The sequence below is a fragment of the Microtetraspora sp. AC03309 genome (assembly GCF_020826795.1).
Classification (GTDB): Bacteria; Actinomycetota; Actinomycetes; order Streptosporangiales; family Streptosporangiaceae; genus Microtetraspora; species Microtetraspora glauca.
In genome coordinates this window covers 17906-36239 of sequence record NZ_JADDIL010000072.1, presented here as the reverse complement: position 1 = coordinate 36239, position 18334 = coordinate 17906, and the positions used below count along the sequence as shown (strand labels likewise).

17 protein-coding genes and 1 riboswitch are annotated in these 18334 nt (G+C 70.6%); of the genes, 6 read left to right on the top strand and 11 right to left on the bottom strand.

Annotated elements, in window-relative coordinates:
- Positions 1–20: 20 nt before the first annotated feature.
- Positions 21–1469 (top strand): hypothetical protein, encoded by a 1449-nt coding sequence (locus IMZ11_RS33000; RefSeq protein ID WP_228646322.1) that lies wholly within the window; start codon positions 21–23, stop codon positions 1467–1469.
- A 24-nt stretch (positions 1470–1493) separates the two neighbouring features.
- On the opposite strand, the gene serS is transcribed toward IMZ11_RS33000, so the two are convergent.
- From serS to IMZ11_RS32985, 3 genes are all read right to left on the bottom strand, one after another.
- Entirely contained in the window at positions 1494–2756 is a 1263-nt protein-coding gene (serS, locus tag IMZ11_RS32995) for a serine--tRNA ligase (RefSeq protein WP_228646321.1), read from the bottom strand.
- A 67-nt stretch (positions 2757–2823) separates the two neighbouring features.
- Entirely contained in the window at positions 2824–3744 is a 921-nt protein-coding gene (gene pheA / locus IMZ11_RS32990; protein WP_228646320.1) for a prephenate dehydratase, read from the bottom strand.
- A gap of 61 nt (positions 3745–3805) precedes the next feature.
- The gene (locus IMZ11_RS32985; RefSeq protein ID WP_228646319.1) at positions 3806–5074 is read right to left on the bottom strand and encodes a glycosyltransferase 87 family protein; all 1269 of its coding nucleotides are present in this window, start codon (positions 5072–5074) and stop codon (positions 3806–3808) included.
- Positions 5075–5237: 163 nt separating this feature from the next.
- On the opposite strand from IMZ11_RS32985, the gene IMZ11_RS32980 reads away from it, so the two are divergent.
- Complete coding sequence (locus IMZ11_RS32980; protein WP_228646318.1) at positions 5238–7475, top strand: hypothetical protein; 2238 nt, start codon at positions 5238–5240, stop codon at positions 7473–7475.
- Here IMZ11_RS32980 and mptB read toward each other — a convergent pair.
- Genes mptB through IMZ11_RS32965 form a run of 3 tightly spaced genes read right to left on the bottom strand, consistent with a single transcriptional unit; the run spans position 7375 to position 9978 of the window.
- Positions 7375–8838: a polyprenol phosphomannose-dependent alpha 1,6 mannosyltransferase MptB gene (mptB, locus tag IMZ11_RS32975; RefSeq protein ID WP_228646317.1), complete on the bottom strand. Its 1464-nt coding sequence runs from the start codon at positions 8836–8838 to the stop codon at positions 7375–7377. The genes IMZ11_RS32980 and mptB overlap by 101 nt on opposite strands.
- 55 nt (positions 8839–8893) lie before the next feature.
- Positions 8894–9640: a glycosyltransferase gene (locus IMZ11_RS32970; protein WP_228646316.1), complete on the bottom strand. Its 747-nt coding sequence runs from the start codon at positions 9638–9640 to the stop codon at positions 8894–8896.
- Positions 9637–9978 (bottom strand): STAS domain-containing protein, encoded by a 342-nt coding sequence (locus IMZ11_RS32965; RefSeq protein WP_082776933.1) that lies wholly within the window; start codon positions 9976–9978, stop codon positions 9637–9639. The genes IMZ11_RS32970 and IMZ11_RS32965 overlap by 4 nt, the downstream gene beginning before the upstream one ends.
- A 155-nt stretch (positions 9979–10133) precedes the next feature.
- On the opposite strand from IMZ11_RS32965, the gene IMZ11_RS32960 reads away from it, so the two are divergent.
- Positions 10134–10514: a hypothetical protein gene (locus IMZ11_RS32960; protein ID WP_228646315.1), complete on the top strand. Its 381-nt coding sequence runs from the start codon at positions 10134–10136 to the stop codon at positions 10512–10514.
- On the opposite strand, the gene IMZ11_RS32955 is transcribed toward IMZ11_RS32960, so the two are convergent.
- Positions 10507–11211 carry a response regulator transcription factor gene (locus IMZ11_RS32955; RefSeq protein ID WP_228646314.1) on the bottom strand — a complete coding sequence of 235 codons (705 nt, stop codon included), beginning with the start codon at positions 11209–11211 and terminating at the stop codon, positions 10507–10509. The two genes, IMZ11_RS32960 and IMZ11_RS32955, sit on opposite strands and share 8 nt — an antisense overlap.
- A 99-nt stretch (positions 11212–11310) precedes the next feature.
- Between IMZ11_RS32955 and IMZ11_RS32950 the strand changes: the two genes are divergently transcribed.
- Positions 11311–11478, top strand: a complete 168-nt coding sequence (locus tag IMZ11_RS32950; RefSeq protein WP_228646313.1) for a hypothetical protein — start codon at positions 11311–11313, stop codon at positions 11476–11478.
- Position 11479: 1 nt separating this feature from the next.
- Here the strand turns inward: IMZ11_RS32950 and IMZ11_RS32945 are convergent, their stop codons facing one another.
- Positions 11480–11926 carry an ATP-binding protein gene (locus IMZ11_RS32945; RefSeq protein WP_308066883.1) on the bottom strand — a complete coding sequence of 149 codons (447 nt, stop codon included), beginning with the start codon at positions 11924–11926 and terminating at the stop codon, positions 11480–11482.
- 96 nt (positions 11927–12022) lie between these two features.
- The gene (locus IMZ11_RS32940; RefSeq protein ID WP_228646312.1) at positions 12023–13897 is read right to left on the bottom strand and encodes a PAS domain S-box protein; all 1875 of its coding nucleotides are present in this window, start codon (positions 13895–13897) and stop codon (positions 12023–12025) included.
- 86 nt (positions 13898–13983) lie between these two features.
- Between IMZ11_RS32940 and IMZ11_RS32935 the strand changes: the two genes are divergently transcribed.
- Both IMZ11_RS32935 and IMZ11_RS32930 read left to right on the top strand, forming a co-directional pair.
- On the top strand, positions 13984–14547 hold the full coding sequence (locus IMZ11_RS32935; protein ID WP_061255907.1) for a methylated-DNA--[protein]-cysteine S-methyltransferase: 564 nt from the start codon (positions 13984–13986) through the stop codon (positions 14545–14547).
- A gap of 176 nt (positions 14548–14723) precedes the next feature.
- A complete protein-coding gene (locus tag IMZ11_RS32930) occupies positions 14724–16022 on the top strand; it encodes a lipase family protein (protein WP_228646311.1) in 1299 nt (432 codons plus the stop codon).
- Between the two features lie 63 nt (positions 16023–16085).
- Here the strand turns inward: IMZ11_RS32930 and IMZ11_RS32925 are convergent, their stop codons facing one another.
- Positions 16086–17432: a cytosine permease gene (locus tag IMZ11_RS32925; protein WP_228646310.1), complete on the bottom strand. Its 1347-nt coding sequence runs from the start codon at positions 17430–17432 to the stop codon at positions 16086–16088.
- Positions 17422–17544, bottom strand: a riboswitch (TPP riboswitch). (Overlaps the previous gene by 11 nt.)
- Before the next feature lie 449 nt (positions 17545–17993).
- Entirely contained in the window at positions 17994–18317 is a 324-nt protein-coding gene (locus IMZ11_RS32920; RefSeq protein WP_061255914.1) for a rhodanese-like domain-containing protein, read from the bottom strand.
- Positions 18318–18334 lie beyond the last annotated feature (17 nt).

Genomic DNA, 18334 nt, shown 5'->3' with positions numbered 1-18334 from the left:
TATCGGAGATCGAACAAACCGTGACAATGCGAAGCTCCGGCCACGCGCTCGCGTGGCTCGGCCATCCGGTCACCATGCTGGCCGTGGCCCTGCTCCTCCTCAACGATCACCTCCTCAAAGGGCTGTGGCCCGGCCCGATCACCGGCAAACTCAGCGACCTCGCCGGACTCACCATGGCCCCACCGCTGCTGGCGCTGCTCCTCCGCTGCCCGGCCCCGACCGCCATCGCGCTCACCGGAACGCTCTTCACCCTGATGAAGACCACCACCGTCGGCGCGGAAGCCGCGTCCTGGCTGTGGTCCCTCTTCATCCCGTCGCGGGTTGTGGCCGACCCCACCGACCTGATCGCGCTGCCCGCCCTCGGCCTCGCCTGGCTCACCTGGCGCCAGGCCGCCCGACGCCCTCCCGTACGGCTCCCGCACGCCGTGCTCATCGTCCCCGTCGCGCTGTTCGCCGCCACGGCGACCTCGGCCGCGCCCTCCGGGCGGTCGGCGACCGGCGTGGCGGTGCGTGACGCGGCCGTCATCGTGGACGTAGCCACATACCAGCCGCTCACCTCCACCGACGGCGGTGCGACCTGGCGAGAGTGGAACGGGCCACCCGCCGGAGCGGGGCAGAGCGCGGCCTGCGTGCAAGGCGACCACCAGCACTGCTACCGGATCGTCCCCGGCCTGCTCCGGGTCGACGAGTCCACGGACGGCGGCAGGACATGGGCGACGGCCTGGCAGGTCGCTCGCGGCCGCAAGGAGTGGCTCGACCGGACATACCAAGACGGCCGCTACTACCGGCCGGAGAACGATCGGTCCGTTTCCCGCGCCATCGCCGTACAGACCGTGCCCGGTCGCGTAGGCGCGCACATCGTGGTCGTCGCCAACGGCCCCGACGGCATCGCCGTACGGGACCCTTCGGGGCACTGGCAGCGGCTGGGCTTCGCGCCCGACCGCGGCTTCTCGGCGGAGGCGGCGGTGCCCCTCACCGACCCCGGCGCGCGGATCACGAGCGAACTGTGGGCCGCGGTGTTGATCGCGCTTCTCGTCCTGATCGTCGGGATCGCCGTGGAGGAGTGCTGGGAGGGATCACTGGGGAGTTTCCTGGGAGCGAGCCTGCTGCTGTGGGTCGGGCTGCTTCTGGTCGCCCTGGGCCCGGCCGTGGATCTCTTCGGCGTTCTGTTCGTTCTCGCGGGCGTGCCGATCGCGGTGGGCGGCGGCATATGGCTGATCTTGGGGTGGGCCTCCTCCCAGACTCAGAACGGGCGATGGGGAGGGCGGAGCGGCCTCGTCGCCCTGCTCACCTTCGCCGGTGTCTTCCTGCCCTTCGCGGGCTGGAGCTCCGGCTGGCCCGACTCGTACGATCTGGCCGTGCTGCTGGCCGTGGTCTTCGGCGCGATGCCCACGGCCTGGGTGATCGCGCGCAGCGCCCTCGCAAAACTCCTTTTTAGTGCCGGAAAAGAAGAAGGCCCCGCCGGATAGACGGGGCCTTCGGGAAACCGAGAGCTACTTGACCGGCTCCAGGACGTCGAGCCCGACGAAGGGGCGCAGCGCCTTGGGAACCACGACCGAGCCGTCCGCCTGCTGGTGGTTCTCCAGGATGGCGACGATCCAGCGGGTGGTGGCCAGCGTGCCGTTCAGCGTCGCGACGTGCTGCGGCTTGCCGTCCTGGTCGCGGTAGCGTACGCGCAGGCGGCGGGCCTGGAAGTCGGTGCAGTTCGAGGTCGAGGTGACCTCGCGGTAGCGCCCCTGGCTGGGGATCCACGCCTCGCAGTCGAACTTCCGCGCCGCCGACGAGCCGAGGTCGCCGGCGGCCGTGTCGATCACGCGGTACGGCAGCTCGACCTTGGCCAGCATCTCCTTCTCCCAGGCGAGCAGGCGCCGGTGCTCCTCACGCGCCTCCTCCGGGCGGCAGTAGGAGAACATCTCGACCTTGTCGAACTGGTGGACGCGGATGATGCCCCGGGTGTCCTTGCCGTACGAACCGGCCTCGCGGCGGAAGCACGACGACCAGCCGGCGTAGCGGAGGGGCAGCGACCCGGCGTCGAGGATCTCGTCCCCGTGGTAGGCCGCCAGGGGCACCTCCGACGTGCCGACCAGGTAGAGGTCGTCGTCGGGCAGGCGGTAGATCTCCTTGTCGTGGGCGACGTGGAAACCGGTCCCCTGCATCGACTCGGGCTTCACCAGCACCGGAGTGATCATCGGGGTGAAACCGGCCTCGATCGCCTGCTGCATGGCCATGTTGAGCAGGCCGAGCTGCAGCCGGGCGCCGACGCCCTTGAGGAAGAAGAACCGCGCGCCCGAGACCTTGGCGCCGCGCTCCATGTCGATGGCGCCGAGCAGTTCGCCCAGCTCCAGGTGGTCGCGGGGAGCGAAGTCGAACGAGGGCGGCTCGCCGACCTCCTCCAGCACGGCGTAGTCGTCCTCGCCGCCGATCGGGGCGGCATCGTCCACGAGGTTGGGCACGCCCTCGATCACCGCGTCGAGCTCGCCGGCGACCTTCTCGGCCTCCGCCTCGGCGGACTTCACCTGCGCGGCGAGGTCCTTGGCACGGTCGAGCAGCGCCTGGCGCTCGTCCCCGGAGGCCTTGGACACCGACTTGCCGATGGACTTCTGCTCGGCGCGCAGCGACTCGAAGGCCGTCAGCGCACTTCGACGGCGCTCGTCGAGGGAGAGCAGCGTGTCGACGACCGAGTCGTCCTCACCGCGGGCGCGCTGCGACGCCCGGAGCCGGTCCGGGTCCTCACGAAGGGTACGCAGGTCAATCACGAAACAAAGGCTACCGAGGTACGGATACCGCGCGCGCCCCGATTGTCGGCGACGCCCCGATCGATGATCAGACCTGACCGGATCGTATCCGGCCGAGCCATCCGCCCGCCTCGTCAAAGTCGGTGTCGGCCGTGCCCGGCCTGATCTGGGTGACGACCTGATCGGCCCGCGGGTAGCTGCCGAGGAAGCGCAGATCACCACAGATCCGGTGCAGGCCGGACAGCGCCTCGCCGACTCGGGCGTCGGCGACGTGTCCTTCGCAGTCGAAGTGGAAGAAATAGTTGCCGATGCCCTGGCCCGTCGGACGGGACTCGATCCGAGTCAGGTTGACACCGCGTACGGCGAACTCGCTCAGCATCTCCAGCAGGGCTCCGGCGTGGTCCTCCTTCAGGAAGGCCACCAGGGAGGTGCGGTCGGCGCCCGTCGGCTCCGGGATCGGCCCCGGCGGGGCCACTTGGACGAACCTGGTCACCGTGTCGTTCCGGTCACCGATGTTCGACGCCGCCTCCGTCAGGCCGTACACCTCGCCCGCGATGGCGGGGCTGATCGCCGCGTCGTACGGAGACTCGGGATTGGCCACCTCCTGCGCGGCGGCGGCGGTCGAGGAGGCGGGGATGACGACCGCGCCGGCCAGCTCGCGCTCGATGAAGCCCCGGCACTGGGTGTGCGCGGCGGGATGCGTGGTGACCCGCTTGATCTGGCGGAGCTCGGTGCCGGGGCGGACGAGCAGCGAGAACTCGACCGGCAGCAGGTACTCCGCGACGATCAGCAGCGGCTCACCCCACGCGAACTCGTCCAGCGTCTGGATGATGCCGCCTTCGAGCGAGTTCTCCAGCGGGACCACGGCGCCGTCGGCCTCTCCGGCCCGGACGGCGTCCAGGGCGGCCCCGACATTCGCACACGGCAGGCGCTCGGCGTCGGGCGCCAGGGCACGCACGGCGGCCTCGGTGAAGGTGCCCTCCGGCCCCAGGTACGCGAGCTTTGACATAGCACAAGGTTAGCCACCGCCCATACGTGCCCACACCGGGATTAGGTGATAGCGCGTCCCATCAGGCGCAGACGTCACCGGCGACGGCCCGCGAGGTGTGTACGGCACGCCGCCGGGGGAGCCAGGAGCCGAGCAGCCACACCAGGGCGACGGCCCCGAGACCGAAACCGTTCTGGACGATCTTCCCGAGTACCGGGCTGAGCACGGGGATCTCCAGAGCCTTCAGCGAGACGCCCCACCAGGGCACGGGCATCACGTAGAAGAGCCACACGCCTCCGGCCACCAGCAGCCGCACGCGGTCCGTCCCGGTGCCCACCAGCGCGGCCAGCACGACGACCGTCCAGGCCAGGTGGTGGATCCACGCGACGGGGGAGAGCAGCACCGCCATCAGGCCGGTCAACGCCACCGCCGTCATCGGGTCGCCGTCGAGGAAGGCGGCGCGGGCCCGGCGGAAGCCGTACCAGCCGATGGCGGCGACGGCGACCAGCCAGAGCGCCGAGGTGATCGAGTCGGGCAGGTAGAGCCTGATCAGCATGCCCCGGACGGACTGGTTCGTGGTCGCCGCGTTCGCCCCCAGGCGGCCGGGGTCGAGCAGGGCCGAGAACCAGAAGTCCTTCGCGTCGGCGGGGATGACCAGGAACGGCAGGACGGTGAGCAGCGCCGCCGTGAACACCGCCATGAAGAAGGCGCGCCCCTGCTCCCCATCCCGCATGTACGGCTTTCGCCAGGAAAACGCCGTTATAGCGAGATAAATCAAGAAGACACCGGGTGTGAGTTTCACCGCGGTGGCGACACCGATCAGCATCCCGCGCGGCCACCACGGGCGGCGAACGACGCAGTCGAGCAGGCACAGCGCCACGAGAAAGAGATCCACCTGGCCGAACCGGATCTGGTCCCTGATCGGCATCAGATAGAGGCACGCCACCACGAGGACCGCGAACACCAGCGGCATGGCCACCCGGACCCGCTCCAGCGAGGGCCGGAAGGCGTACCGGACCGTCACGGCGAGGGTCACGACGATGGCGGCCGTCCACACCCACTGGGCGAGCGGCCACGGGATCGCGGCGAGCGGCACCGCCAGCATGGCCGCGATCGGCGGATAGGTGAACGGCAGCAACTGCGGCGCCGGAGTGATCGCGTCATAGAGCGGGACACCGAGCAGGAGGCTCTCGCCGCCCGTCCGGTAGACGTCCAGGTCGACGAGACGCTGGTCAGCGGGGTTCGTCAACCAGTACGCGACGAGCGGGACCGCGGCGCAGACGACGATCACCAGGGCCGGAGGCCACGCCCACAGGGGCCGCCTCGCGATGATCGTTTCGCCTGTCCTCATGTCCAGGCAGGCTACCGTGGACTTTCGTCACAGTTGTCGGGCTCGCTTGTCGGATCCGGCCGTCGGGGGTCAGATCGTCGAAACCGGCTTGTCGGGACCGCGTCGTCGGAGCAACCCGAGAGACAGCACAGCCAGGAGACCCGTCCAGAGTGAAGGAGCGCGCGTGAGGCCATTCGGGACCAGCATCGCCCGGTCACGGCCACTCAGCGTGTCCTCCGTCGCTCCCCGCACCATGGTCGCCGCCCTGCTCGCGGCGGTACTCGGCCTGCTCTTCCTGTCGCTCCCCGCACCGGCGCACGCCGAACGGGCGGCCCCGGCCGGACGGGTGGTCGTCATCGGGGTGCCCGGCCTCGTGTGGAGCGACATCGACCCGGCGCGCACCCCCAACCTGTGGCGGCTGACCGGCGAAGGAAGCTCGGCGTCGATGTCCACCCGCGCCATCCCGCCCAGCGGACTAAGTGTGACGTGCCCGATCAGCGGGTGGCTGACGGTGTCGGCGGGCCAGCGGGCCGGAGCCGGGGGGAACGACTGCGCGGCGCCGCCGGTGCCCGAAGCGGCCGCCGACGGCTCGGCGACGGTTCCCGGATGGGACGCGCTCGTGGCCTACCAGCGGTCCCAGTCGTACGGCGGGCAGATCGGGCTGCTCGGCCGGACGATCGTCGCCGCGGGCGGGAAGGTCGCCGCCATCGGCCCGGGAGCGGCCCTCGCCGCCGCCGACACATCTGGAAAAGTCCAGAAATATGCGGCCACGCCTGATGAGCTGCCCGACCTGACGCCGTACACCGCCGTGTTCGCCGAAGCGGGCGAGATCACCCGGGCCGCCCTGGCGGACCGGACGGCGAGCCATCCCGAGGGGACCCCGTCCGACCTGACCGGCCACGCCCGCGACGAGGCCGTGGCGGCCGCCGACCGGACCGTCGGCGGCGTTCTCCGGAACGTGCCTCCGGGGTCCACCGTCCTCGTCGCCGGTCTCGCCGACTCGGGGCTCGACGCGCACCTCCACGTCGCCGTCGCCGCGACGACCCCCGGGGGCACCTCCGGCACGGATGCCGGGCCGTACGCGCGGGGGTTCCTGACGGCCACCTCGACCCAGCAGGACGCGCTGGTCACGATCACCGACCTGACCGCGACCGTCCTGCGCGCGGTGTCGGTCGAAGCGCCCCAGGGCGTGGTGGGCCGGGCCTGGCAGCGGGCCGGCGACGCCCCCGGCACCGGCACCGGCGAGATCGTCGCCGGACTCGCCGACACCGACCTGGCCTCCCAGGTGCTCAGGGACGTCAGGCAGCCGTTCTTCGTCGCGCTCGTCGCCATCCAGCTGCTGTTCTACGGCCTCGCCGCCGTCGTGATCAGGCGGCACCGGCGGATGTTGTCGACCACCCAGGTCGTGGCCGTGGTCAGCGGGGCGATCCCGGTCTCCACGTTCCTCGCGCAGCTCGTGCCGTGGTGGAGCATGGCGCATCCCATGCCAGCGCTGATCGGGACGATCCTCGGGTTCGCCGGAGTCATCGCGGCCCTCGCCTTCGCCGGGCCGTGGCGGACCCACGTGGCCGGGCCGCTGACGGTGGTCGCCGCGGTCAGCTCGCTCGCCCTCCTGATCGACGTCATGACGGGGTCGACGCTCCAGGTGAACGCGGTGACCGGCTACGAACCGGTGACCGGCGGGCGCTTCTACGGCTTCTCCAACATGGCGTTCGCGATCTTCGCGACCGGCACGATCCTCGCCCTCGCCGGGCTCGCCCAGGTGATCAGGCCGCGGTTCGTCCTGCTCGCCTACGGCCTGCTGGCGATCGTCGCGGACGGCTGGCCGAGCTGGGGCGCCGACTTCGGCGGCGTTCCCGCGTTCGTCGTCGGATTCGCCGTCTTCACGCTCCTGCTGTACGGCCGGCGGGTGTCGATCGGCAGGCTCGCCGCCGTCAGCGCGGTGGGAGCCGTGCTGATCGGGGCCATCGCGGTGCTCGACTGGCTTCGCCCCGCCGATCGGCGGACCCACCTCGGCGCGTTCGTCCAGCAGGTCGCCGACGGCGAGGGCCCCTCCGTCATCGGCCGCAAGCTCGGGGCGATGCTCCACACGCTGGGGAACGCCGAGCTGACGCTGTTGTCGGTCGTCGCGATCGCGTTCCTGTTCCTGGTGCTGTCCCGCCCGTCGCGGTGGGGCGCCTCCGCGCTCACCCTGGCCTACGACCGGGCACCGGCGCTGCGTGCCGGGCTGTTCGGCGCGCTGACCACCGCCATGGTCGGCTTCCTGATCAACGACTCGGGGATCGCGATCCCGGCCATGGCACTCACCGTGGCCGTGCCGCTCACGCTCGCCGCGTCCGTGCGCGCGCTCCAGCTCGCGCCGCCCACCACACCAGGCCGGCCGTCAGCGCAAGCAACAGCCACGGCACCACCTGCGCCCTGACGACCGTCACCAGCCACCCCAGGTCGGGCGGCTGGTCACGCTGCCTGGCCGGCAGGTACGCCATCGACAACGCGGCCATCCGCGCCACCACGAACCAGTCGAGCGCCGACGCGGGGACCATCGCCAGCAGCGCGAGCGCGAGCCCGTCGTACCACGGCAGCGCGTACGGCGTGGCGAACAACCAGGCCACCACGAAGGCCACCGCCACCCGGGCCGCGTCCGCCCTGCCGTCCGCGTCCACCTTTCCGTCCGCGTCCACCCTTCCGTCCGCGTCCACCCCCCTGCGCAGCAACAACCAGGCGAGCACGGCCATCAGGACCAGCGACCCGGCCTGGATCCACGCGCGGTACGCGCCGGAGCCGATCAGGGCCTGGAGCGCCTTTTGCACCAGCTTCCACGGCGTCGCGAAGGACACCGTCTTGCTCGCGTTCAGCACCTGGTCGAGCGCGTGCGGGCCGGCCAGCCAGTACGCCACCACCACGGTCAGCGTGGCCGCGCCCGCGATCAGCGCCAGCCTCCGGGGATCACGCCTGTACTGCCAGGCGGGCCCGAGCGCGACCAGGCCGACGGTGACCTTGACCGCGATCCCGAGCCCGAGAAGCACACCCGACTCGACGACCAGGGCACCGACGACGAACGCGATCGCCAGGGTGTCCACATGCATGCCCGCGGCGAGCTGGTAGACGACGAGGGGATTCACCGCCCACAGCAGCGCGGCGCGGCGCTGCCGGACGGGATCGCGCCGGGTGATCCGGTGGAGCAGCAGCGCGGTGGCGACGAACGCGGCGGCGTTGACCAGGGCCAGCACGAAGACCGTCAGCCGGACCGAGTCGCCGCCCACCCAGCTCGCCAGAGCCTGCACCGCCGTCGCCACCGGGCCGTAGACGCTCGGCGTGTTCCGCCACTCCTCCACCACCCCGGCGACCGGGTCCTGCGGCAGGGCCGACGGCACGGTGACGTACGGATCGAGCCCGAGGACGGCGATCCGCCCGTACGCCGCATAGTTCAGGTGGTCGGCCGATCCGATCGGCGGCAGGAACGCCAGCGCACCCGCCGCCAGGCATCCGGCCACGACCAGCCACCGCGTACCGCCGGCCGTGGAAAGACCGGTACGGCGGAGACCGCGCAGCCCGGCGACGAGCCCGATCGTGCCGGCCACGATCGCCACCGCCGCGAGCGCCACGACGAGATGCCCGCCGGGCCGCAGGTCAAGGGAGTACGGCGGTTGCCAGGCGGCGCCCGGAAGGGGCGGGACCATCGCCGAGGGACCGAGCGCGGCGATCATGATCGTCAGCAGGATCGACCCGGCGACGCAGGCCGGCGGCACCGCCGTCGCCAACCGCCGCGCGCTCTCCCGATTCACCCCCGAATTCCATCACAGGCGCCGGTCGGCTCCGGATGGTTCGCCGTGAGTCGGGTCAGTGCCGGATGGTCCGGAGGACGTCGGCGCCCTTCATGACGGAGGGCTCCCTGGCGGCGAGGGCCCAGCCCACGTCGCGGAGCTGCTTGGCCCGGTGCAACTGGGATCTCCAGTCGTCGCCGGTGGCACGGTGCGCCATGTCGACCTCGACCTCGAGGACGCGGAATCCCTTCCGGATCAGGTCGATCGTCAGCCCGGTCTCCACGCCGAACCCGCGGGCGAGCGGCAGGGCCGCCTCGAACGCGGCCCGGGTCAGACAGCGCTGGCCGTTGAGCGGCTGGGCCGCCTCGAAGCCGGTGGCCCGTTTGATGCCGTCGCGGGCCAGCCGTACCACGATGCCGTGTCCGCCGAGCTTCACCCTGGTGGCGAAGACGGCGATGGTCATGTCGGCCGTACCCGAACGGACGGGCGTGATGAGCGGAGCGGCCTGCTGCGCGGTCTCGCCCAGGTCGGCGTCCAGGAACAGCAGGTGCCGGGGCGTCTCCTCGTCGAGGAGGCGCACGGCCTCGGCCCCGCTCTCCATGGCCGCCGCCTTGCCGGTGTTCCGGCTGTGCCGTACGACACGGGCGCCGGCGGCCTTGGCCACCCGGCCGGTCTGGTCGGTCGAACCGTCGTCGACGACCACGACGAGATCCACACCCGGAAGCCGCGACGCCGCGGCGACCGTGGCGCCGATCCGGTCGGCCTCGTCCTTGGCCGGGATGACGACCGCGGTGTCCGCAGGCCGCTCCACCAGGTCACTCATAGGAATTCGGCCACCTCCGCGGGGACGCTCTCATGGACGATGAAGACGGAGTCCAGGCCGGTCACCTGGAGGATCTTCCGTACGGCGGGGCGGGGCGAGGCCACCTCGAGGATGCCACCGCGCTCGCGCAGCCGCTTGAGCGCGGAGAGCAACACGTTCATGCCCGTGGAGTCGCAGAACTCCACTCCTGACATGTCGATCACCACTCGCTCCGGCCCGGTTTCCAGCAGGCGCGTGAACTCGGCCTGCAGGCGAGGCGCGGTATATAGGTCGATTTCGCCGACAATGGCCATAACGGCCTGGCCAGCATGGGATTGCGTCGCGACTTTGAGCTCCACAGCGCGCACACTAGCGCCGTACCGGCCCGGGGTCACGTTCCCCCAGGCTAGCCGAAGAGTCGTCCGCGCTTTGTCCCCGATTCCGCCCTCACACAAACGCGCGGTGCGCGAAGCTTGACGGAAAGCGACACCCGGCTTGGGGCGGAGGAACGAGCGTGTCAGGCCCAGCAGGCATGGAACCTCCCGAGGATCCGCAGCGTCGGCTGCTACGCGAGCGGCTGGACGCCATCCAGATCCGCACGGAGAAGGCGACGTCGTGGCGGGACAGCACCGGACGGCTCCAGTCGTTGATCAACCGTGAGGGGTACGTCCCGGTCACGGCGCGACTGGCCGGAGAGGACCTCGAGTTCCTCTCCGCCGCTCGGGAGGAGTTGCTGAGCCTCTCGGAGCTGGGCATCCGGCTGCTCGACCTCCACCAGCCGAGGGACGCGGGCGGCATCACCAGTGACACCGCGAATCCCATCCTGCGCTGCCGGAGCTGCATGTGGCGGTGGCCGTGCCCGACCTTCCGCGCGATGTCGGACGCCCTCACGTGACGGGTTCGTACCGGTAGCCCACGCCCCACACGGTGACGATGCGCCGCGGCTCGGCCGGGTCGGCCTCGATCTTCTCCCTCAGCCTGCGCACGTGCACGGTGACGGTCGAGGAGTCGCCGAAGGACCAGCCCCACACCTGGTCGAGCAGCGCGCTCCTGCTGAACACCTGGCGCGGGTTGCGGAGCAGGTGGACGAGCAGGTCGAACTCCCGCGCGGTCAGGCCGATCTCCTTGCCGGCCAGCCGTACCTCGTGCGTGCCGACGTCGACGGCGAGATCGCCGTCGACGAGCACGCCGGTGCCCGCGGGGACCGACGCGCCGCGGGCGCGGCGCAACACGGCCTGGACGCGGAGGGCGAGTTCGCGGGGGCTGAAGGGTCTCGTGACATAGTCGTCGGCCCCCGTCTCCAGCCCCACCACGCGGTCGATCTCCTCGCCGAGGGCGGTGAGCATGATCAGCGGACCCTGGCCGCGCTCGCTCCCGCGGAGTTTCCCGCAGAGCTGGAGGACGTCCGTTCCGGACAGGGCGAGGTCGAGGACGAGCAGGTCGGGCGGGTCGGCGAGCGCCCGGTTCAGAGCCTCGGCGCCGTCGTCCGCGCACTCCACGAGGTGTCCCTCGCGTTCCAGGTAGCGGGCGACGACCTCGGCCACCATCGGGTCGTCGTCGACGACCAGGATGCGGGCGGATTTTCCGGTCACGCGCCCATTCTCACGGTCGCCCGGCCCGATCGTCAGTTGTGATTCACGTGAAACGTCCCGATCTTCGCGGCGAGGGGCGCCAGCGCGTACCTTGTGCCTATGGCCCGTACCGTACTGACCGTCCTGGGGATCATCCTCGCCCTCTGGCTGGTCTTCGCGTTCATCATCCCGGCGCTGTTCGCCACGCTGAAGTTCCTGCTCATGTTCGCGATCATCGCCTTCCTGGTCGTGGCGGCGATCACGCTCGTGGGAAAGATGTCCCGCTGACTCACCCCCGCAGGGCGTGAATTTCGGCCTTTCGCGTCTGACCGTTTCGGACAGGCTGTGGAAGGACGAGGATCGCCCACACGGTGGTCGTCTCGCCGTCATGGCGTACGCCCCACCGTTCCGCGAGGTATTCGACGATCCCGAGGCCCCGGCCGCCCAGCGACGACAGCGTGGGGCGGCCCGCCCGCGGCTCCGTGGTGGCGCCTCCGTCGCTCACGGCCACTTCCAGCCGCTCTTCCGAGCACGTCCACGCCAGCCTGAGCTGCCCCGATGGGAGCGGGTGAGCGTGCCGCAACGCGTTGCTCAACAACTCGCTCACCACCAGGACCGCGTCGTCCACGGTCGCGCTGATGAGCCCCGAAGCGAGTAGATCCGAGCTGAGACGCCGACGCGCGGTGGCGACACTCGCCAGCGCGTACGGCAACATCACGACGCTCGACGGACTCACCTTCCCCCTCCCCCGAGGAGACAACACACCCCAGTAGGACCGAAATGCCCCATTCTGGGGTCCAAGAAACCGCGTCATGATTACGGCTTGCGCACATCAGATCATGCCGTGCTCACCATCGGACACGCCGGTCACCCCGTTGAGGACGAAACGCATCCGCGTGCCGCCACCCGGCCGGGAGTGGGCGGTCACGTCGCCGCCCTGCGCGCGGGCCAGGTTGCGCACGATGTAGAGCCCGAGACCCACGCCTCCGAACCTGCGCCGGTTGCCGCTGTCGGCCTGCACGAACCGCTCGAAGATCCGCTCGCGGTCGGCCGGGGCGATGCCGACCCCCTCGTCGTCGACCACGAGGACGACGTGACCGTCCTCCGCCCACGCCTCGACCCGGATCAGCCCACCGTCGGGGGAGTACTTGAACGCGTTCTCCAGAAGCTGCCCGAGAAGGATGTCGGTGGCCAGGGAGTCGCCGTGGACCTTGGGCAGGTCGTCGGGGATCCGCACCTCGACCCGGTGCCGGTCGGACAGTACGGGCAGGCCCAGGGTGGCCGCCCGGACCCGCGCGGCCAGGTCGAACGTCTCGATCCTGATCCGCAGCTCGTCGGCTCCGGCGCGGGCACCGAGCAGCAGATGATCCATGAGCTGGCCCAGCGACCTGGCCCGCTCCGCGATGGTGTGGACGGCGGAGCGGCGCTCGGCGTCGGACAGGTCGTCCCAGCGGGCGTCCAGGGTGCTGGCGAAGCCGTGCACGATGGTGATCGGGGTGCGCAGCTCGTGGCTGGTGGTGGCGAGGAACAGGTCCTTGGCCTCCTCCAGTTCCTTCGCCCTGGTGACGTCACGGAAGTCGGCCACGACCTCGCCCGTCTCGGGGATCTCGGCGCACAGCACGTCCAGCCAGCGGCCCGAGTCGAGCTGGATGGTGAGCTTCTCGCCCGGGTCCGGCAGGGGGAAGGGCGGGGGCCCGCCGATCACCCTCTCGGCGGGGAACCCGGTCAGCTCGGCCGCCGCGGGGTTCCACTGGGTCACCCGGCCCGCCTCGTCGAGCACGCCGATGCCGTCCGCGCTGGCGTCGAAGACCGCCCGCTCGTGCGCGCGCTGCCGTACCGCCTCCTGGTACGCCTCCGCGTTGCCGACGGCGATGCCGGCGTGTCCGGCCAGCAGTTCCAGGAGTTCCAGCTCGACGTGTCCGGCCTTGCCCTTGGCGAAGAGCGCGTACAGCGCTCCGTAGGGGCGGCCGCCGACCGCGGCGATGCCGACCGCGACCGTGTGCAACCCGGGGAGCCGGGCCCAGACGAGATCCTGCAGGCCGTCCGGATTGGTCTCCAGCAGCACGGTCTTGCCCGTGCGCAGCAACTTGGCGACGAGGCTTCTGTGCAGGTCGGCGGTGACTCCGCGCAGCTCCGGCGGGAGGTGGTGCCCACTGACGAGCCGGAGCCGATCGCCTTCGATCAGGACGAAGCCGCCCGCGTCGGCGCCGGTGAGCTCGGTGAGGCTGCCGGCGATCCGGTCGAGCACGGTGGGCAGGTCGAGCTCGGCGTTGATGTCGCCGACGACGTCGGTGAGCCGCCGGACCAGCCGGGCCCGCCGTGCCGCACGCGCGGCCTCGTCGTCCTCCGCGAGGTGGTAGACGCTGACGTATCCGAGCAGGGTTCCCGTGTCGGTGCGTAAGGCGCTGGTGTCGACGCGGACCTCCAGGAGACGGCCGTCGCGATGGAAGCGCCTGGTGCGCAGCGACACCTGGCCGCCGGTGCGGACGCGTTCCATGACGGCGTTGTGCTCGGCCATCAACTCGGCCGGGACGATCGGGGCCCGCCTGCCCATGAGCTGTTCCGCCGGCCACCCGAACAACCGCTCCGCCGCGGGGTTCCATCCGAGGACGGAGAGATCACGGTCAAGGGCCACGATGGCGTCGGGGGAACTCGCGACGGCGGCGCGGGCTATGCCGTCCTCGTAGTCGCTGCTGTCGTCACCCACTCCCCCATGGTGCCCCCTTTCCCAGCCTGATCTTGAGGTTTTGCATCCGATACGCTTCGCTCAGGCACTGAGAGGAAGTGGGGCGCATGTCCACAGGGGACCTCGAAGCCCTGCTGCGGGTGACCGCCCGGGGATACGTTGGAGAGTCCCCGCCCGAGGTCGCCTTCGGCACCGTGGACAGCCCGGTGGGCCGCCTCGTGCTCGCCGCCACCGCGCGCGGCGTGGTGGCGTGCAGCTACGAGGACGAGCACGCGGTCTTCGCCCGCATCCACCGGGACATCAGCTCCTTCATCGGACCCGATCCGCGCCGCCTCGACCCGGTGCGCCGGGAGCTCGACGCGTACTTCGACGGGCGGTTGCGGACCTTCTCGTCGGCCGTCGACTTCCAGCTCGTCTCCGCGTTCACACGGACCGTCGTGCAGATGACGGCCGCCGTGCCGTACGGACAGGTCACGACTTATCACGACATCGCTGAGCGGATCGGGCGACCGCAGGCGCTCCGCGCCATCGCCAACGCCCTCGCCGCCAATCCGGTGTGCCTTTTCGTCCCCTGCCACCGCGCGGTGGAGGCGCCGGGCGCGCTCGGCGGGTACGCCGGAGGGCCGGTGGCCAAGGAGAATCTGCTCCGGCTCGAAGGTGCTCTCGGCTGACCCTGGAAATGACTTTGCGTGCCTAGGGGATTTGTTCCACTTTGTCATGGAAATTGTGACGGACAGGCGGGACCCACGGGGCGCTCGACGCGGGACGGCACAAGCCGCCCCGGTTTTTGATGGCCCCGGGAATGGTCGTCATCACCGCCTGATCTCATGACCGGAAGGTGTACGGCATGGCGAATGTGGACACCGCGCGGAATACCCGCCAGGCGGACAAGTCTGTTCCCTCCACCACCGAGCAGGCAAGCACGTCGAAAGTAACATCAGCGACCAGGACACCGGGCGAGTTCCGCTCCCTCGAATGGGAGATGCGGCTACGGGACACGCTCGAAATCGGCGGCCTCTGGACCCGCGACGCGAAGGCACCGACCTACGAGGAACTCCGCCCGTACGGGCCCAGGGAAACCGCCGGATTCCCCGTATACAAGGACCTGGAACAACGGCTACTCGACGCCGTCGCACATCCGGACCCGGAAATCGCGCACGTCATGGCGGCCTGCGCCGCCTACGCCTATTCGGGACCGGAAACGGTCTCGATGATCATGGCGAGAATGGGTCTCCAGGACAATCAATGCCGCATGATCCAGACATCCGTCGACGCGATGATGATTCATTCCACCGCATTCCTGATACAGAGCAAGAGCGGAAGAGTCGGAATCCTCTGTTACCGGGGCGCGGAGCCGCACGACGCCGCCCACCGGCTCGGCGACGCCGACCGCGAGCCCGAGCGGATCGCGTACCGGGCCTGCCATCCGTCGGCCACGGTGCACGCGGGCATCTACCGCAACGTACGGGCGACCAGGTACGAGGTCATGAACGCGCTCCGGCACGCCTCTGACCGCCACTCGGTCCGCACATCGCTGCCGAACGGCTCTCCCGGCCTCGACCTCGGGCGCGTCGACGGCCGGCTTGAGGCGCTCTACATCACCGGACACGGCCACGGCGGCGCGATGGCCGCGCTCATGGGCGTGATGATCCGGCACGAGCGGAAGTACCGCGAGGCACTCGGCGACCGCCTGAAGGCCGTCTACACATACGGGCAGCCCATGATCGGGGACCCGAGGTTCGCCGAGGCGTGCGAGCGGGACGAGTTCCTCCACGACAACGTCATCCGGTACATCTACGACCGGGATGTCGTCCCGCACCTCCCACCCTCGACATCGGGCCCCTTCCGGCACTTCGGCCGGGAGTACCGCTATGAGATTCCACACATCCGCAACGTCGTCGCCGACGTGCTGGGCCGTTCGGAATCCCACGCGGGAGGTCACACGGGTGAGTGGAGGACCGGCGGTCACCCGGCCGGACAGGTGCCGCACCTGCTGGGCATGCCCATCTCCGCACCGGCCTTCGTCGCCCGCATGATCCCCGTGGCCCGATCACTCCCCGCGGTGTACTCCATCGACGATCATCTGCCGCACCACTACCTCTCCGCGCTCACTCCGCCCGGAGTGCAGAACGAGTTCGGTGACTAGACGCATGACCTAGTCGGTCGGGCCGGGGCTCCGGGCGTCACGCGCCCGGAGCCCCGGCGGCGCTCACCTGCCACGCCGTACGGCCCGGGCTCCGGACAGGCGGGCCAGCTGACCGGCGACGAGCATCGTCAGGGCCGACACCAGGAACGCGGCCAGCGCGGCGTTCATCCAGGGCTGGTGCGCGAACCCGATCACGTCGCGGACCCTCGCCCAGACGTCGTCCCACCACGCGACCGTCGGGGTCACCGTGACGACCCAGTACGCGACGAAACCGAGGATCCACGGCGGCACCGTCAGCCAGCGCAGCGGGGCGTTCTCCGCCGTGTTCCATCTGTCCGCGCCGCCGAGCAGGAAGTAGTCCACCGCGAGGACCGCGAACATCGGGACGAACACCGCGCCGATGACGCTGAGGAACGCGCCGTAGGAGTTCACGTCGGCGAAGAGCGCGATGGCGATGGTGAGCACGCCGATCACCACCGAGATGATCCGCCGGTCCACCCTCGGCGCGAAGTTCTGGATCGAGATCGACGTCGAGTAGACGTTGGCGAACGACTGGTCGACCTCGCGAAGCACCAGGATGCCGAAGAAGAAGGCGCCCAGCGGCGCCGCGACGAACGGGTCCCAGACCTTGTCACCGTCGTTCCCGACCAGTGCGAGCGCCGCGATGCCGAGGGCCAGACACGCGACCTGCGCGACGGTGTAACCGCCCACGACGCCCGCGAAGGCGCTCCCGCTCGACCGCGAGTGCCGCGCGTAGTCGGCCGCGAGGGGCACCCAGGACACCGACAGCGCGATCACGTAGTCGACGGCCGGCGCGAAGGAGTCCCACGACCCGGCGCCCAGCGACGGCCCCCGGCTGAACAGCGCGACCGACAGCCACACCATCGAGATGATCACGCCGACCGTGACGTACCGCCTGAGCAGCCGGAGCGCGCCCAGCGGACGGATCGTCAACGCGATGGTCAGCAGCCCGGCCACGATCACCCAGACCGCGTACGGCACGGCGGACCCGAAGATCGCCTGGGCGCCTGTGGCGACGACCCACAGCTCGAACGCCCCCCATCCCAGCAACTGGACGATGTTGAGCACGGTCGGCGCGTACGACAGTTTGGCCCCGAACAGCCCTCTCAGCAGCACCATCGCCGGCTGGCCGGTACGCGCTCCCGGGATGGCGGCGAGCCCGACCATCGCGGTCCCGATCAGGCTGCCGACGACGGCCGCGACGATCGCCCCGGTGAAGGTCAGCGGCTTTCCGCCCAGCGGGTCGAGGAGGAACAGCGCCCCGGAGAAACCGAGGAGGCTGACACCGAGATTGGCCCAGAAGGCTCCCTGGTCGAGGACCCCGAGGGTCTTCGGGGCCTCCTCCTCCAGGGTGAGGGGGGCTTCCGCATCGAAGACGGCAGACGCCATCGCACGCTCCCTACGCCGGCATTATCCGGACAGGTTCATGCGGTCGGCGGCACGCCTCGTGGAGGAGCCGCCCTCTCAGCCCGGTCACGCCCGAGCTCCCGCGGTATCGAGTTATCGCCCCGGATTATGGCATTCCCGAGCGAAATGTCCAACAGCGAGGGGCGCGGCGGGGAAGTAACCGACGAGCGAGTGGAGAGCGAGGCACGAGCGACCCCGAGCGAGGAGGGCACGAGTCGCCTCAAGGGCGCCCCGAGCCCGCCGTGCCGAAGGCGCGGCAATCAGACACAGAGGGGCGCGGCGGGGAAGTAACCGACGAGCGAGTGGAGAGCGAGACACGAGCGACCCCGAGCGAGGAGGGCACGAGTCGCCTCAAGGGCGCCCCGAGCCCGCCGTGCCGAAGGCGCGGCAATCAGACACAGAGGGGCGCGGCGGGGAAGTAACCGACGAGCGAGTGGAGAGCGAGACACGAGCGACCCCGAGCGAGGAGGGCACGAGTCGCCTCAAGGGCGCCCCGAGCCCGCCGTGCCGAAGGCGCGGCAATGAGACACCGCGCGTCGGAGATCACGCCACGAAGGGCGGCCTGCCGCTCTCGCTCACCATGGGCAGCCCGGCGGCGGCCCAGGACTGCATGCCGCCGTCCACGTTGATCGCCTCGCGCCCGATGTGGTTCAGCCAGGCGGCGGCGTGGGCTGAGCGGCCGCCGACCCGGCAGACCACGTAGACGGGCCGGTCCAGGGGGACCTCGCCGACGCGGCTCTGCAGCTCGCCAAGGGGGATGTGACACGCGTCGGGCGCGTGCCCGGCCTGCCATTCGTCCGGCTCGCGGACGTCGAGAAGGTAGGCCCCGTCCGGCAGGGATTTCACGTCGATCTCAGGGAACGTCATACCGTCTATTTTCCCAG